Origin of the sequence: Mycobacterium sp. SMC-17, assembly GCF_045310915.1 — a bacterium.
Taxonomy (GTDB): domain Bacteria; phylum Actinomycetota; class Actinomycetes; order Mycobacteriales; family Mycobacteriaceae; genus Mycobacterium.
Genome location: NZ_JBJIAK010000011.1, coordinates 24,137 through 38,163, shown reverse-complemented (window position 1 = coordinate 38,163; position 14,027 = coordinate 24,137). Strand labels below are relative to the sequence as shown.

12 protein-coding genes are annotated in these 14,027 nt (G+C 69.0%); 3 read left to right on the top strand and 9 right to left on the bottom strand.

What is annotated here, in order from left to right; genetic code table 11:
* Position 1: 1 nt before the first annotated feature.
* A complete protein-coding gene (locus ACJH7A_RS09775; RefSeq protein ID WP_020100950.1) occupies positions 2-598 on the top strand; it encodes a TetR/AcrR family transcriptional regulator in 597 nt (198 codons plus the stop codon).
* Here the strand turns inward: ACJH7A_RS09775 and ACJH7A_RS09770 are convergent.
* The 6 genes from ACJH7A_RS09770 to ACJH7A_RS09745 form a co-directional block, all read right to left on the bottom strand.
* Positions 589-948 (bottom strand): DUF2304 domain-containing protein, encoded by a 360-nt coding sequence (locus ACJH7A_RS09770; protein ID WP_212807311.1) that lies wholly within the window; start codon positions 946-948, stop codon positions 589-591. The genes ACJH7A_RS09775 and ACJH7A_RS09770 overlap by 10 nt on opposite strands.
* Positions 945-1,637 (bottom strand): glycosyltransferase family 2 protein, encoded by a 693-nt coding sequence (locus ACJH7A_RS09765; RefSeq protein ID WP_212807310.1) that lies wholly within the window; start codon positions 1,635-1,637, stop codon positions 945-947. Before ACJH7A_RS09765 ends, ACJH7A_RS09770 begins: the two co-directional genes overlap by 4 nt.
* Before the next feature lie 21 nt (positions 1,638-1,658).
* Positions 1,659-2,897 (bottom strand): hypothetical protein, encoded by a 1,239-nt coding sequence (locus tag ACJH7A_RS09760; RefSeq protein WP_371824494.1) that lies wholly within the window; start codon positions 2,895-2,897, stop codon positions 1,659-1,661.
* A complete protein-coding gene (locus tag ACJH7A_RS09755; protein ID WP_406801850.1) occupies positions 2,864-4,198 on the bottom strand; it encodes a M1 family metallopeptidase in 1,335 nt (444 codons plus the stop codon). Before ACJH7A_RS09755 ends, ACJH7A_RS09760 begins: the two co-directional genes overlap by 34 nt.
* Positions 4,195-8,088 carry a Pls/PosA family non-ribosomal peptide synthetase gene (locus tag ACJH7A_RS09750; protein ID WP_406801849.1) on the bottom strand — a complete coding sequence of 1,298 codons (3,894 nt, stop codon included), beginning with the start codon at positions 8,086-8,088 and terminating at the stop codon, positions 4,195-4,197. The genes ACJH7A_RS09755 and ACJH7A_RS09750 overlap by 4 nt, the downstream gene beginning before the upstream one ends.
* Positions 8,089-8,150: 62 nt before the next feature.
* Entirely contained in the window at positions 8,151-8,672 is a 522-nt protein-coding gene (locus ACJH7A_RS09745) for a 2-oxo-4-hydroxy-4-carboxy-5-ureidoimidazoline decarboxylase (RefSeq protein ID WP_346415075.1), read from the bottom strand.
* Between the two features lie 112 nt (positions 8,673-8,784).
* Between ACJH7A_RS09745 and ACJH7A_RS09740 the strand changes: the two genes are divergently transcribed.
* Positions 8,785-10,104: an HNH endonuclease gene (locus tag ACJH7A_RS09740; protein WP_406801848.1), complete on the top strand. Its 1,320-nt coding sequence runs from the start codon at positions 8,785-8,787 to the stop codon at positions 10,102-10,104.
* 57 nt (positions 10,105-10,161) lie between these two features.
* Positions 10,162-10,548: a thiol-disulfide oxidoreductase DCC family protein gene (locus ACJH7A_RS09735; RefSeq protein ID WP_135356524.1), complete on the top strand. Its 387-nt coding sequence runs from the start codon at positions 10,162-10,164 to the stop codon at positions 10,546-10,548.
* On the opposite strand, the gene ACJH7A_RS09730 is transcribed toward ACJH7A_RS09735, so the two are convergent.
* From ACJH7A_RS09730 to ACJH7A_RS09720, 3 genes are read right to left on the bottom strand one after another with little or no spacing between them, the layout of a single operon-like run.
* Positions 10,540-11,448 carry an NAD-dependent epimerase/dehydratase family protein gene (locus tag ACJH7A_RS09730; RefSeq protein WP_406801847.1) on the bottom strand — a complete coding sequence of 303 codons (909 nt, stop codon included), beginning with the start codon at positions 11,446-11,448 and terminating at the stop codon, positions 10,540-10,542. The two genes, ACJH7A_RS09735 and ACJH7A_RS09730, sit on opposite strands and share 9 nt — an antisense overlap.
* Positions 11,448-12,599 (bottom strand): cytochrome P450, encoded by a 1,152-nt coding sequence (locus ACJH7A_RS09725; protein WP_406801846.1) that lies wholly within the window; start codon positions 12,597-12,599, stop codon positions 11,448-11,450. The genes ACJH7A_RS09730 and ACJH7A_RS09725 overlap by 1 nt, the downstream gene beginning before the upstream one ends.
* Entirely contained in the window at positions 12,589-14,004 is a 1,416-nt protein-coding gene (locus tag ACJH7A_RS09720; RefSeq protein ID WP_135356443.1) for an AarF/ABC1/UbiB kinase family protein, read from the bottom strand. Before ACJH7A_RS09720 ends, ACJH7A_RS09725 begins: the two co-directional genes overlap by 11 nt.
* Between the last annotated feature and the right edge of the window lie 23 nt (positions 14,005-14,027).

Here is a 14,027-nt window from a genome sequence, read left to right as displayed (position 1 = left end):
CGTGGCCAGAACTCAACAGCAGCGCCGGGAGGAGACCCGGGCCCGGCTTCTCGACGCCGCGATCGCCACCATTGTCGAGGTGGGCTACGCCCGTGCCTCGGCGGCGGTGATCGCGCGTCGGGCCGAGGTCTCCGACGGCGCGCTGTTCAAGCATTTCGCCACCATGGGCGATTTCATGGCCGCCACGGCGCTGGAGGTCATGCGCCGGCAGCTGGAGCAGTTCAGTAAGCAGATCGCCGAAATCCCTTCGGACCGGCCCGCTCTGGAGGGCGCGTTGATCGCGCTGCGCGACATCAGCGGCAACGCCACCAACGCCGTGATGTACGAGCTGATGGTGGCGGCGCGCACCGACGAGAAGCTGCGGACGACGCTGCAGGGCGCGCTCGTGGAGTACGGCCGCAACATCTACGAGACCGCGCAGGAGATGCCCGGCGCCGATCAGTTGCCGCCGGAACTGCTCATGCTGATCGTCGCGGTCATGGTCAACACGTTCGACGGCGCGGCGCTGATCCGCGCCGTGCTGCCGCAGCCGGAGCTCGAGGATGGCCGCATCCAGCTGCTGGCCACGATGCTGGGGAGTCTGGGCGTTCAGACCTGACGGATCGGCGGCTCGGGGTCCGGGACCCGGGCGCCCTCCAGCGCCACCGCGCGGGCCAGTTGGGCGTAGCGCAGTTCGAGGTCCTTGAACCGCATGTAGGCGCTGATGGTCGTGAACAGGAACGCGATGACAAGCGCGTACAACAGCAGGTCGGCGCCGCGGCCGATGCCGAGCCAGTGCGCCACCACCGTGGTGTCGTTGGGGCGCAGGATGGCGTAGATGGCGCCGAGCACGAAGAACACGTAGCCGACCTTGACCCAGGCCCGGGATTGCGCGTTGCGCCGCGACGAGAACAGGTAGGCCAGCAGCAGGACCACCGCGCCGATCAGTAATGCCTTGGTCCAGATCATCGGCGCAACCTCCCGCGCAGCAACCCGTCGACGATGATGTTGACGCCGTTGACCAGCGGCTGACCCTTGGACATCGAATAGTCGGTGTACAGGATGTGCACCGGTTGTTCGGCGATCCGCCACTGGTTCTCCACGATCAGCGCGACGAATTCGCTGGCGTGGCTCATGCCGTTCATGGTCAGGTTCAGTCCGTCGGCCACCGTCTTGTTGAACACCCGCAGCCCGTTGTGCGCATCGGTCAGGTGCAGCTGGCGGCTGGACCGGCTGAGTTTGGCGACGATCGGCAGCAGCAGCCGCTTGAGCATCGGCATGCGGTCGGGCGGCCGATCGGCGAACCGCGTGCCGATGACGATGTCCAGATCCTCGGCCCGCAGCCTGTCGAGCATCCGCACGACGTCCTTGACCTGGTGCTGGCCGTCGGCGTCGAACGTGGCGAAAAACTGTGCCCCGGGCCGTGATCGGGCGTATTCGACGCCGGTCTGGATGGCCGCCCCCTGACCGAGGTTCACCGGATGACGCACCACGTGGGCGCCGGCGGCAAAGGCGCGGTCGCCGGTGTCGTCCCGGCCGCCGTCGTCGACGACGACGACATTGGGGAAGACGGCGCGCACATCCGCGACGACGTCGGCAATGACGCTCGCCTCGTTGTACGCGGGGATGACGATCCAGACGTCGTGATAGAAGGACATGTTGCTGCCGAAACTACACGCTCAGGGGCGCCTGATCGCGCTCAGCGCGGCGAGGTGGACGACGATTCCGACCAGCGGTCCGCACATCAGCGCGACGATGGTGCGGGTCTGGAGGTCCAGCGGCAGCAGCAACAACAGTGCTGCGGCCACGGTGGCGCTCACCCAGCCGATCGCGTAGGCGCGGTGCAGCGCGGCGGCGACGGTGGCGGCCCCGGTCAGGGTCAGGAAGGCGATGGCGACGGCGCCGGCCGTCAACCAGGCCAGCAGCGCGCCGCTCGCGGCGTACTCGGGCCCGAACAGCGTGCGCAGCAGCCACGGCCCGAGCAGCCCGGCCGCCACCACTGCCAGGGCGCCCAGTCCGGCGAGCACCAGGGTCGGCGTGAGTAGCGCGCGCAGCCTGCGGTTGTCGACGAAATGCGCGATCAGGTTGCCCTGCATGGCGGTCAGCGGGACCAGCAGCGGGGCGCGGGTCAGCGTCACCGCCAGGATGATGACGCCGCCGGTGGCCCCCAGGTCGCGGGACGTGGCCTGCAGCAGCACCGGGAAGCCCATCACCAGCACGGCGCTGGCGCCCGCGGCGGCGATCGAGTGCGCCGACCCCGTCAGGAACGTCCGCGGGGTGCCGGGCGTGTGGATGGCGGCGGCGGACCGGGCGACGTGGGAGGCCAACAGCAGGATCAGCCACGACATCGACCCGGCGACGGTGGCCCACAGGTAGCCGTCCAGGCCCCAGCCCAGGATGAACGCCGCGACCGCGACGGCGACCCGGATACCCGCGTCGGTCACCATCAGCGTCCCGTACTGTGTCCAGCCGTCGGCCCCGGCCAGCACGCCGAGCAACGTGGCGTGCAGACAGAAGCCGGCGAGGCCGACGCTCAGCAGCGTCACGCTCAGCGGGGTGGATTCGACGAACACGTGCGCCGCCCACAGCGGGGCGGTGCCGGCGATCAGCAGGCCCGCGGCAACGGCTACGAGCGCGGCCACCCGGAGCGGCTGCAGGTGCGGTCCTGGTTGGGGCTCAGCGATGCGCGCGACGCGGACCTCACGGGTGGCCTCCTGCAGCAGTCCGTTGGCCGCGCCGGTGAACAACCCGAAGGCGCCCCAGAAGACGCTGAACACCGAGAACCCGGCGGGGGCCAGATCGCGTGCGGCGAGGTACAGGATCGCGTAGCCGCAGAGCGCGCTGAGCACCGTCGCGACGGCGACCCGCGCCACACCGCTGGGTTTCACAGTGCCGGCAGCTCCGTCGTGTAGAGCCACGCGGTCCACAGTCCGCGCAGGGACTGGTCGGTGTAGTTGGCGGCCAGGCCGGTGAAGTCGTCGGTCAGTGCCGTCGAGTGCCGGTACCGGGTGGTCCAATCGCGCAGTAGCGCAAAGAAATTCGCGTCGCCGATGGTGCGCCGCAGGGCGTGCAGGGTCAGTGCGCCGCGCTTGTAGACGCGGTCGTCGAACATGTCCTCGGGTCCCGGATCGGCCAGCAGCAGGTTCTGCGGCAGGCCCCGGAGTTTCTGCAGATTGTGGGCGGCCAGCTGGTCGGCGGTGCGCCAGCCCGACTCCTCGGCCCACAGCCACTCCGCGTAACAGGCAAATCCCTCGTGCAGCCAGATGTCGCGCCAGCGTCGTACCGTCACCGAGTTGCCGAACCACTGGTGGGCCATCTCGTGTGCAATCAGCCGCTCGGCCCCGCGGCGGCCGTCGCAGTGGTTGGCGCCGAAGATCGAAATGCCCTGTGCCTCGAGCGGGATTTCCAGCTCATCATCGGTGACGACGACGGTGTAGCCGGTCGACAACGGGTACGGCCCGAACAGCCGGGTGAACAGCTGCATCATCTGAGGCTGCCGGCCGAAGTCGTATTCGAAGTTGCGGATCAGCCGCTGCGGCAGGGCCGCGGACATCGGCACCGGCGATTTGGCCAGGCGCACCGACTCGTAGCGGCCGATCTGCAGCGTGATCAGGTAGGTCGACGTCGGCTCGGCGAGCTCGTACACCCAGGCCGTCTGGGCCGCACGGGTTTTGCGGCTCACCAGCTCGCCGTTGGCGACCACCCGGTACGGGCTGTCGGTCGTGATCGCGATGCGGTAGCTGGCCTTGCTGCTCGGGTGGTCGTCGCACGGGAACCAGGACGCCGCGCCGTTCGGCTGCCCGGCGACCAGCGCCCCCTCCGTCAGCTCCTCGAAACCGACTGTGCCCCAGATGGATTTGATGGGACGTGGGTTGCCGCCGTAGCGCACCGTCACCTTCATCGCGGCGCCGGCGGGCAACTGGTTGGCCAGCGTGATGTGCAGCTTGCCGTTGACGGTGCGGAACTTGGCCGGCCGGCGGCCGTTGACCTCGACCTTGGCCACCGACAGCGCATCGGACAGATCCAGGGTGAACCAGTGCAGTGACGCCAGGGTGACCGCGGTGATGTTGGCGATGCCAGTCAGCCGGTTGCTCTCCACCTTGTATTCGAGGCTCAGCTCGTAGCGAGATACCCGGAAGCCGAAGTTGCCGTTGTTCGGTAGATACGGATCAATCACCGGCGCAACGCTTTTGCGGTCCTTCTTGTTGGTCCGGGTCACGCGGCCTGCGCCTTTTGTCGGCCGCCGGACTTGCGCTTCTTGCCGATCCACGGAGCGATCGGATTGCCCTGCCAGCGCGTCGAGCCCGGCACCGCGTCACCGCGCATCACCAGGGACGCCGGCCCGACGGTCGCGCCCGCGCCGATGCTGGCCGCCGGCAGTGCGACGCAGTGGGTGCCGAGCGTCGCGCCCTCCTCCAGCACCACGGTGTCCAGTTGCATGATGCGGTCGTGGAACAGGTGGGTCTGCACGACGCAGCCCCGGTTCACCGTCGCGCCGCGGCCCAGCGTCACCAGGTCTGCCTCTGGCAGCCAATAGGTTTCGCACCACACGCCGCGGCCGATGGCCGCGCCGAGGGCCCGCAGCCACAGGTTCATCACCGGGGTGCCACTGGCGGCGCGGGCGAACCACGGGCCGGCGACGGTCTCGACGAAGGTGTCGGACACTTCGTTGCGCCACACGAACGGCGACCACAGCGGGTGCTCGACGGCCCGGATGCGCCCGACCATGAGCCATTTCGCCACCACGGCGATGGCGCCGGCGATGGCGCCCGCGTTCAGCAGCACGAGCCCGGCACCCAATGACGCCCACACCCAGCCCAATTCACCGGCGAGGGCCTGCAGGACGCCGAGGACCGCCACACCGATACCGAACGTCACCATCACCGGGACGATCCGCAGCGTCTCGACCGTCGAGCGCATCACCTTGAGACGAAGCGACGGGTGGAAGGTGCGCACCGCGTCGGCTTCAGTTGGCTGGCGGCGCAACCGGATCGGGGGGCTGCCCAGCCACGACGAACCGGCCTTGGCCTTGTGCGGGGTCGCCGACAGCACCGCGACCAGCCCGTCGTCGGGGACGCGGCGGCCGGGCTGGGTGATGCCGGAGTTGCCGAGGAACGCGCGGCGGCCGACGGTCGCCTTCGCCACGTGAATCCAGCCGCCGCCGAGTTCGTACGACGCCACCATGGTGTCGTCGGCCAGGAACGCGCCGTCGAGCACCTCGGTGAACTTCGGTGTCAGCAGGGCCGTCGAAATCTCGGTGTCCTTACCGACTTTCGCGCCCAGGATGCGCAGCCACCACGGCGTCAACAGGCTCGCGTAGATGGGGAACAGGTAGTTGCGGGCGGCGTCCATCAGCCGCTCGGTGGCCCACAGCTGCCAGCCCACCCGGCTGCGCACGGGGTGGTAGCCCTCGGTCAGGCCGAGGGCCAGCAGGCGCACCCCGATGACGGTCAGTGCGGCATACACCGCCATGGCCACCACGGCCGCGACGGGCGTCCACAGCGCGACCGGCAGGACCGCCTCGGGCAGCGAATGGGTATGACGCACCGGCAGAATCAGCACCGCGAGGCCGGCGGCAAGGGCCAGGATCGGCAATCCGCCGAGCAGCACCGACGTCAGCCCGTACATCCCCACCCAGATGGGGGCGCGCCCCGGCCGCTCTTTCGGCCACGGGTGGTGGGCCTTGCCGGACTTCACCGCCGGCGAACCCTTCCAGTACTGCCCGGCCTTGACCTTGCCGATAACGCCGGAACCCGGTGCGACGTCGGCGTTCTTGCCGACCACGGCACCCGGCAGCAGCGTGGTGCGGGCGCCGATCGTGGCGTCGTTGCCGACGCTGATGGGTCCGACGTGGAACAGGTCGCCATCGATCCAGTGCCCGGTGAGGTCGACCTCCGGCTCGACCGAGCAGCGGTCCCCGAGCGTGAGCATGCCGGTGACCGGCGGCGTGGAATGCAGGTCGACGCCGTCACCGACCCGATTGCCCAGCGTGCGGGCGTAGTACACCAACCACGGTGCGCCGGCCTGGTTTTCGGCGCCGCTGGCCTCGCCGAGCCGTTCGGCGAGCCACACCCGCAGGTGCTCGGAGCCGCCGCGTTTGTAGGTGCCCGGTTCCAGGCCGGACAGCAGGGCGCGCGCGGCGAACACGGCGATACCCATGCGGCCGATCGGTGTGACGAACACCAGGAATCCGACGAGGATCACCCACCAGTTCACGGTGTGGGCCCAGGGCAGCAGGTGCAGCGCGGCGGCGACGTTGTTCAGGATGGCCAGCCAGACGACCCACTGCATGCCGGCCAGCGTCGCGAGCGGGATGGCGGCGGCGGTCTGGATGAGCTGTGTCGTCAGCGGAACCGGTGTGACGCTTCGGGTTTCGACGAGCGGCGGCGGGTCGAGTTCGTCGAGGTAGCCGGCCAGAGAGCCCAGGCGCGGGTGGTCGTACAGGTCGGCGACGGTGACCTGTGGGTACTTCTCGCGCAGCAGCGAGACGAGCTGCGCGGCGGACAGCGAGCCGCCGCCGAGTGCGAAGAAGTCGGCGCCGGGTCCGTCGATCGGGGAGGCCAGCACATCGCGCCACAGCCCGGCGAGCCAGCCCATGGTGCCGTCGAGGTCGGGACTGTCGTCGCCCGCCGCGCCCGCCCCTTCGATGGGCCACGGCAGTGCGTTGCGGTCGACTTTTCCTGATGTGCGCGTGGGCAATTCGTCGACCAGGACGAGGCGCGGCACCAGCGCGGCGGGCAGCGACTCGGCAAGTGTCTTGCGGGCCTTGGTGATATCGAATTCGGGGTCGGCGCTGGCGATGTAACCGACCAGCAGGGGAGTGCCGGTGGCGGTCTTGCGCACCGCGGCGGCACCACCGCTGACACCGGGCAGGTTGACCAGTGCGGCGTCGACCTCGCCGAGCTCGATGCGGCGGCCGCCGACCTTGACCTGATCGTCGGCGCGGCCCTGGAAGTAGAGGCCGTCCGCCTCGAGCCGGACCAGGTCACCGCTGCGGTACGCGCGGCCCCAACCGAGGGTCTCCATCGGCGCGTACTTCTCGGCGTCCTTTTCCGGATCCAGGTAGCGGGCCAGGCCGACGCCGCCGATCACCAGCTCGCCGACGTCGCCGTAACCGACCTGCAGGCCGTCCTTGTCGACGACCGCCAGATCCCAGCCGGGCAGCGGCAGGCCGATGCTGACCGGGCCGCCGCCGAGTGGCGCGAGGCACGCGACGACCGTGGCCTCGGTCGGTCCGTAGGTGTTCCACACCTCGCGGCCCTCGACCGCCAGGCGCTCGGCGAGCTCGGGTGGGCAGGCCTCGCCGCCGAAGATCAGCAGGCGCACGGCCTCCAGGGCCTCGGCGGGCCACAGCGAGGCCAGCGTCGGGACCGTCGAGACGACGGTGATGTCGCGGGATACCAGCCACGGGCCCAGGTCCATGCCGCTGCGCACCAGCGAGCGCGGGGCCGGGACGAGGCAGGCGCCGTGGCGCCAGGCCAGCCACATCTCTTCGCAGGACGCGTCGAAGGCCACCGACAGCCCGGCCAGCACCCGGTCGCCCGGGCCCAGCGGGTTGTCCTTCAGGAAGATTTCGGCCTCGGCGTCGACGAACGCGGCGGCGTTGCGGTGCGTCACCGCGACGCCCTTCGGGGTGCCGGTGGAGCCGGAGGTGAAGATGATCCAGGCGTCGTCGCGGGTCAGCGGGCGGCCGGCCTGCCAGCCGCGGGTCGAGCCGGGCCCGCGGACCAGGCCCGCCTCGGTGATGATGCCGACGACGCCGGCCTCGCCGAAGACCAGCGCGGCGCGTTCCTCGGGATCGTCGGCGTCGACGGGGACGTATGCGGCGCCGGTGGCGAGGGTCGCCAGGATCGACACGTACAGCGCGTAGCTGCCCGACGGCATGCGGATGCCGATGCGGTCACCTCGGCCGATGCCGCGCGCGGCCAGCCAGGCGACGCTCTCCTCGACGTCGGCGATCAGCTCGGCATAGGTGAGCTGGACGGTGCCGTCGTCGATGGCGGGTGCATCGGGATATTGGTCGGCCGTGGCGTAGAGGATGTCGATGAGGGTCCGGGCCTGCGGTGCGTTCGCCGAACGCACGTACTGCGGGGGGATCTCCTGATGCACGGGTACAAACTACTAAGGCTTGGCGAACGCTTCCTGGCGGCGGGCATGCCGTGGCGGCTTCGTTACCAGTTGTTGTAGCCGCCTTCAGGCCCGAGCATGCGCTCCAGTCGCGTCCGGTTGATGCGGGCCAGCTCGTTGCGGACCACCTTGCGCTCGGTCTCGTGGTCGTTGTGCATGCGGTCGGCCATGTGGGTCAGCACTTCGTTGGCGCTCATGGCGCCGACGAACATCACGAAGTCGAAGCCGAAGTGGTCACGGTAGGTCGCGGCGTGCGCGGTCAGGGTTGCCATGAGATCGGGGTCGCGGTCGCACACCGCGCACTGTTCGAACTGTGAGCGGGCGCTGCCGGGGCGGCGGCCGAGCTGCGGATAGGCCTGCAGGATCGCGTCCACCGAGGAGTCGCCGAGCGCGAAGAGGAGGTCGTCCGCCCGCCGGAACAGGTGGTCGTGGTCTTTGTAGGCGCGTCCGTCGGCGAGGCTGCCGGCCAGGGGCACGCTGTAGCAGCATTCGTACAGTGCGTGCACCGCCCGCTGCTTCGGCATGGCGTTGAACGCGTCGAGACCGATTCCCTGATGCATCAACACATAGACATCATCGAATCTGCAGGGTACGGGCAGATTTCCTCGTGTTACAGCGGGGCAAATTCATTTATCTGGGGTCTGGCGTGCATCACATGTATCCGATAGAGTCGAACGCATGTTCGAAACTCCGTTGATGGACCCCGACGCCGACGAGGCGGCGTTGTCGGGTCGCATGGCGGAGCTCGAACGGGTCAAGGCGCGTGCGGCGGCCCAGCAGGCCCGGATTGCGGCCGCACTTGAGGCGCGGCGGGTGGCGGCTGCCGCGGCGGGTGGGCCGCGGGTGTCGCGGGCCGCGCTGGGTTCGGAGATCGGGTTGGCGCGGCGCGAGTCGCCGCACCCGGGTGAGCGGTTGATGGCGATGGCCCGCATCCTGGTCGCGGACATGCCGTGCACGCTGGCCGCGTTGGAGTCGGGTGTGCTCTCCGAGCACCGGGCCGAGCTGATCACCAAAGAGGCCGAGTGCCTGTCGGTGTTGGATCGCCGGCTGCTGGATGCCGAATTGTGCTCGGACCCTGCCACCCTCGACGGTAAGGGTGATGCCGAGATCACCGCCGAGGCCAAGCGGATCGCCTACCGGCTCGATCAGGAGGCGATCGTGCAGCGGGTGCGCCGCGCGCCGGCCGGGCGTCATGTCCGGTTCCGGCCTGCTGGTGACGGCATGGCCACCGTGAGCGTGCGGCTGCCGGCCGCCGAAGGCCGCGCCATGCATACCGCGCTGTCCGATGAGGCGGCGAGCACGCTGGCCTCGACACTGCCGGGCACGACGGTACCGGCCGGGTTGGGCCGCACCCACGACCAGATCATGGCCGACGTGATGGTGCAGCGGGTCACGGGCCGCAACCCGGTGCAGTCGCCGGTGCCGGTGACGGCGAACCTGGTGCTCTCGGATGAGACCCTGCTCGGCGGTGGCTCAGAACCGGCGCATCTGGAGGGATACGGGCCGATCCCGGCCGAAATAGCGCGGGATCTCGTCGTGGTCGGCGCGCTCGATGCGCAGGGCGCGGCCGCGGTGCGGCGCCTGTACGCCCAGCCGGGTACCAACAAGCTGGTGGCGATGGAGTCGAAATCCCGGGCGTTCCCGAAAGCCCTGGCCCGGTTCATCGCGTTGCGGGATCAGATCTGCCGGACCCCGTACTGCAACGCCAGGATTCGGCACACCGACCACATCCGGCCGCGCGCGCAGCATGGCCCGACCAGCGTGCACAACGGTCAAGGCCAATGTGCGCACTGCAACTACGTCAAAGAAGAACCCGGCTGGCACGCGGCCACAACCTACGACCGGCACGGCCGCCACACCGTCACACTGACCACTCCGACCGGTGCGGTCTACACCTCCGCCGCGCCGCCGATGCCGACAGGACTGCAAATCCTGACCCGCAGGGTCCATCTCGCGATCATCGACGAGGGGTCGCGCCCGCGAATCATGCGCAACTAGCCCTGATGTGTGGCGACTCACGGTTTCCGGCGGCGCCTGGCGGCGCATCATGAAGTCATGGACGGTGTGCTGTTCTTCGACGGCAAGTGCGGGATGTGTACCCGCGCCCGCAATCAGTTGTTGCGGATGAATCGCACCGGTCGGCTGCGCACCGAACCACTGCAGAAGCCCGGTACCGCCGAACGACTCGGCGTGGCACCGGAGCACCTGATGGAATCGGTGTGGTGGCTGGATTCCTCCGGCGAGGTGCTCGGTGGCGCCAAGGCGGCGAACGCTGCGGTGTCCGCGGCGATCGGCACCCGGTTGCCGTTGTGGGTTTACGGCATCCCGGGCGTCGGCGCGCTCCAAGAGTGGATCTACCGCTGGGTCGCGACCCACCGCTACCACTTCCGCGGCGTCACACCGTGGTGCGAATCCGCGCCCTCGGAATGTGTTTCACCGTAGCTCTGCCATCGCGCGGTAACCCTCGACTGCGCTGGGGTAGCGGGGACGCCAGCCCGCAGCTTCGCGAAAACGCTTGTTGCTCACCCGAAGTGACCTCGTCATCGACGTGAGTCGGTCACCGAGCAGGAGCCCCAGCCGTCCCGGCCCGCTGATCCAGATGCGGCGCCCGACGGCGGCGGCGCAGGCCTCGGCGTATTCGCGCTTGGTGAGTGGCCGGTCGTCGACGATGTTGTAGGTGCCGCCGGGTGCCGTGAGTGCCGCGACGACGGCGCTCGCCGCATCCGCGACGTGGATCGACGACAGGTAAGTGCCGGGCCGTCCGGGAGGGAACCCGATGTGCCACTTGGCCATGTCGAGGATCTGTTCACTGTGCGCGGCATGCGGGCCGTAGAAGACGCCGAACCGCAGGATCGTCGCCTGCCCGCCGGCCGCTGCGAACCGGCGTGCGCTGGCCTCGGCGGCGTGGTTGCCGTGCGTGATGGGGTAGTGGTCGACGGGCTGTTCTTCGTCGATCCAGTCGCTGCCGCCGTCGCGGTAGATCATCACCACGGATTCTTGAATCAGTTTCGGAACGCCCGCATCCCGCGCGGCATCAACAACGTTCGCGGACCCCTCCGAACGCACCCGCTCACATTCCGCCCAGGCAGACTTGCGGATGAATGCCGTGGTCGACGGCAGCGCCGACGCCAGATTGATCACCGCGTCGTGGCCGGCAAATGCGTCGGCCAGCCCATGACGGTCGAACAGCGACACCGAAACCGGCTCAGCGCCCTGGCTCCGCAACCGAGCGGCTTTCGCATCGCTGCGGGCCAGCGCCGTGACGGCGTGCCCCGCCGCGACAAGGGCGGGCACGGTGTGGATGCCGATGGCGCCCGTCCCGCCGGTCACGAACACCCGCATCAGCTGAACGCCACCGGCAACGTCTGCGGTCCGCGAATGGCGGGAGTATCTCGCCACGTGACTGCGCCGCAGATAACAGGTTGGCGCGCAAGGACTTCCCGCAACGCGACGGTCAACTCCAGCTGGGCCAGCGCCGAACCCAGGCAGTAGTGCGCGCCGTACCCGAAGGCCACGGGGGCGGGGCCGGTGCGGTCCAAGCGGAAGCGGTCGGGGTCATCGAACACCGCCGGGTCGCGGTTGGCGGCCGCCACCACGACGACCACGCTGTCGCCGGCAGCGATGTCGACGCCGGCGACCGTGTGGTCCTCGGTCGCGGTGCGCACCGTCGACTGCACCGGGCCGTTGAGTCGCAGCAGCTCGGTGATGACGGCCCCGTCTACGGTGTCGACCTGTTCGGTCACCAGCCGAATCAGCCCGGCGCCAAGCAGATTCGCGGTGGTTTCGTGTCCGGCGACCGCGATGAGGATGGCGGTCACCACGACGTCTTCGAGCGACAGTTCGGGGTCGGTGGCGATGAAGCTGAACAGGTCATCGCCGGGATTGGCCCGTCGATCGGCGGCGAGCGGCAGGAACTCCGCCATGAGTGCGGCGGCGGCGCCGAAGCCCTCGGCCACCTCCACGGGATCGGCCAGGGTGCCGAGCATGCGGATGATCGACGGCGACAGTTCGCGCAGCGACGCGGCGTGGGCCGGATCGAGCGCGAGCCATTCACCCACCACCGCGATCGGCAGCGGTAGGGCGATCTGCGACATGAAATCGAACGGCTCGCCGCTGGGTGCCTGCGCGATGACCTCGGCGGCGATGGTCTCCACACCTTCGGTCAGCCCGGATATCGTGCTGCGGGTGAACGCGTCCCGGACCGCGCCGCGCAGCCGGTCGTGGTCGGCGCCGTCGGTGAAGAGCATCGACGCCTTGGCGAATTCCGGCCCCAGCATGGTCATCGACGCGCGTGCCACCGGGTTGGCCAGCGGGTCGCTCGTCCACCCGGCGCCGCCGAGCACCTGCCGGGCCGCGTCGTAGCCGAGCACCAGCCAACCCTGTGCGGCGTTGTCCCACACGACATCTCCGTCGCGCCGCCGGTTTTCGTAAAAGGGATAGGGATCGGCGGCGTCCCAGGGCAGCCGGGCCGCCGTGACGTCGTTAGCGGACATGGTTGTCCGTCCCGAAAGGCAAGCCACGCTCGCGAACCCAGGCCACGTGCTGACGGCCCAACTCTGTGATCGGCTCCGCGACGCCGTCCATGTCGTCGACCGCGGCACGGGCGTGGAAGGTCGCGTGCAAGGCGGTGAAGATGGCGTTCATCGACAGGTTCAGCCGGGAAAAGAAGACGAGATCGGGCGGCACTGTGATGTGCCGCATCAGGTGGTCGGCATCGCGTACGTCTAGGAGGTTTGCGATCGCGCGCCGCGATGTGTCCTCGGTGTAGGTGACTGGCTGAGGCGCGAGAATCTCATAGATGATGCCCTGGTACCACCGATAAGCGTCATCAGCTGTGAGCGCGGAATCGGTTGTGAAGAATCCACTTTCGATCATGACTGACCTCAGCTCGGGTCTGCGCCCGTCGACCGCTGACCGCATCATGCGCACAATGCGACTACGCAAATCCTCGGATAACACCTTCACGCAGCCGAAGTCGACGAATCCGACAGTGCCGTCAAGGCCGAATCGGTAGTTGCCCGGGTGCGGGTCGGCGTGGAACAGATTGCCGTGCCGGTACGCTCCGGCGATGAACCGGGTGATCACCTCGGCCCAGGTGTCCTTCAAGTTCTGATCGACGTCTTGCGCTGCGGCCCAGTCCAATCCGTCCAGATACGTCATGGTGAGGACACGGTCGCCGGATGCCTCGCGAACGACCTCGGGTACCCGGATGAACGGATGATCGCGGTACAGCTCATGGAACGCGGTGATGTGCGCGGCTTCCCTGCGGTAGTCGATCTCCTCGGAGATGCGCTCCGAAATCTCCGCGGCGATGGGTGTGACATCGGGCAAGACGGTGCCGAGCGTGTTGGCCGCGCCTGCCGCGAACCGGAACATCGTCGCCAGCAGCTCGGTGTTCGACAAGTCATCGCGAATCGCTTGTGCCACACCGGGATACTGCACCTTGACCGCGACGTCACGGCCGTCGTGCAGCACCGCACGGTGGACCTGTCCGATGGACGCCGCCGCCATCGGTTCGTCGGAGAACGAGGCGAAGACCGCGGAGATCGGGCGACCGAGATCATCCTCGACGACCCGCCGGGCCAGCGCTGAATCCATCGGCGGCGCGTCGGCCTGTAGCCGCGTCAGTGCGCGCTGGTACGGCGAGAGTTCGCCGCCGCCAATGGCATTGGCGTCGACCATCGACACCAGTTGGCCGGCTTTCATCAACACGCCCTTGGAGTGGCCGAGGAGCTCGGCGTACTGCTCGGCGGTGCGCTCGTGGAAACGTTCGACGGCGCCGGCGTTGCCGGCCTTCTCCCGCAATGCCGCGACCATCCGGCCACCGGCGGCGCGGGCGGTGAAGCCGGCGACCGGCATGGTGCGGCGGATGCGTCCGCGCGGCACATTCCCGGTCATTGCGCCTCCCAGCGTTGTATGGT

What these genes read in the sequence shown, in the direction of transcription:
- ACJH7A_RS09730 (WP_406801847.1), bottom strand. Translation starts at nt 11,448, where the DNA reads ATGCGGGTGTTCGTGACCGGCGGGACGGGCGCCATCGGCATCCACACC.
- ACJH7A_RS09735 (WP_135356524.1), top strand. Translation starts at nt 10,162, where the DNA reads ATGGACGGTGTGCTGTTCTTCGACGGCAAGTGCGGGATGTGTACCCGC.
- ACJH7A_RS09725 (WP_406801846.1), bottom strand. Translation starts at nt 12,599, where the DNA reads ATGTCCGCTAACGACGTCACGGCGGCCCGGCTGCCCTGGGACGCCGCC.
- ACJH7A_RS09720 (WP_135356443.1), bottom strand. Translation starts at nt 14,004, where the DNA reads ATGACCGGGAATGTGCCGCGCGGACGCATCCGCCGCACCATGCCGGTC.
- ACJH7A_RS09765 (WP_212807310.1), bottom strand. Translation starts at nt 1,637, where the DNA reads ATGTCCTTCTATCACGACGTCTGGATCGTCATCCCCGCGTACAACGAG.
- ACJH7A_RS09770 (WP_212807311.1), bottom strand. Translation starts at nt 948, where the DNA reads ATGATCTGGACCAAGGCATTACTGATCGGCGCGGTGGTCCTGCTGCTG.
- ACJH7A_RS09740 (WP_406801848.1), top strand. Translation starts at nt 8,785, where the DNA reads ATGTTCGAAACTCCGTTGATGGACCCCGACGCCGACGAGGCGGCGTTG.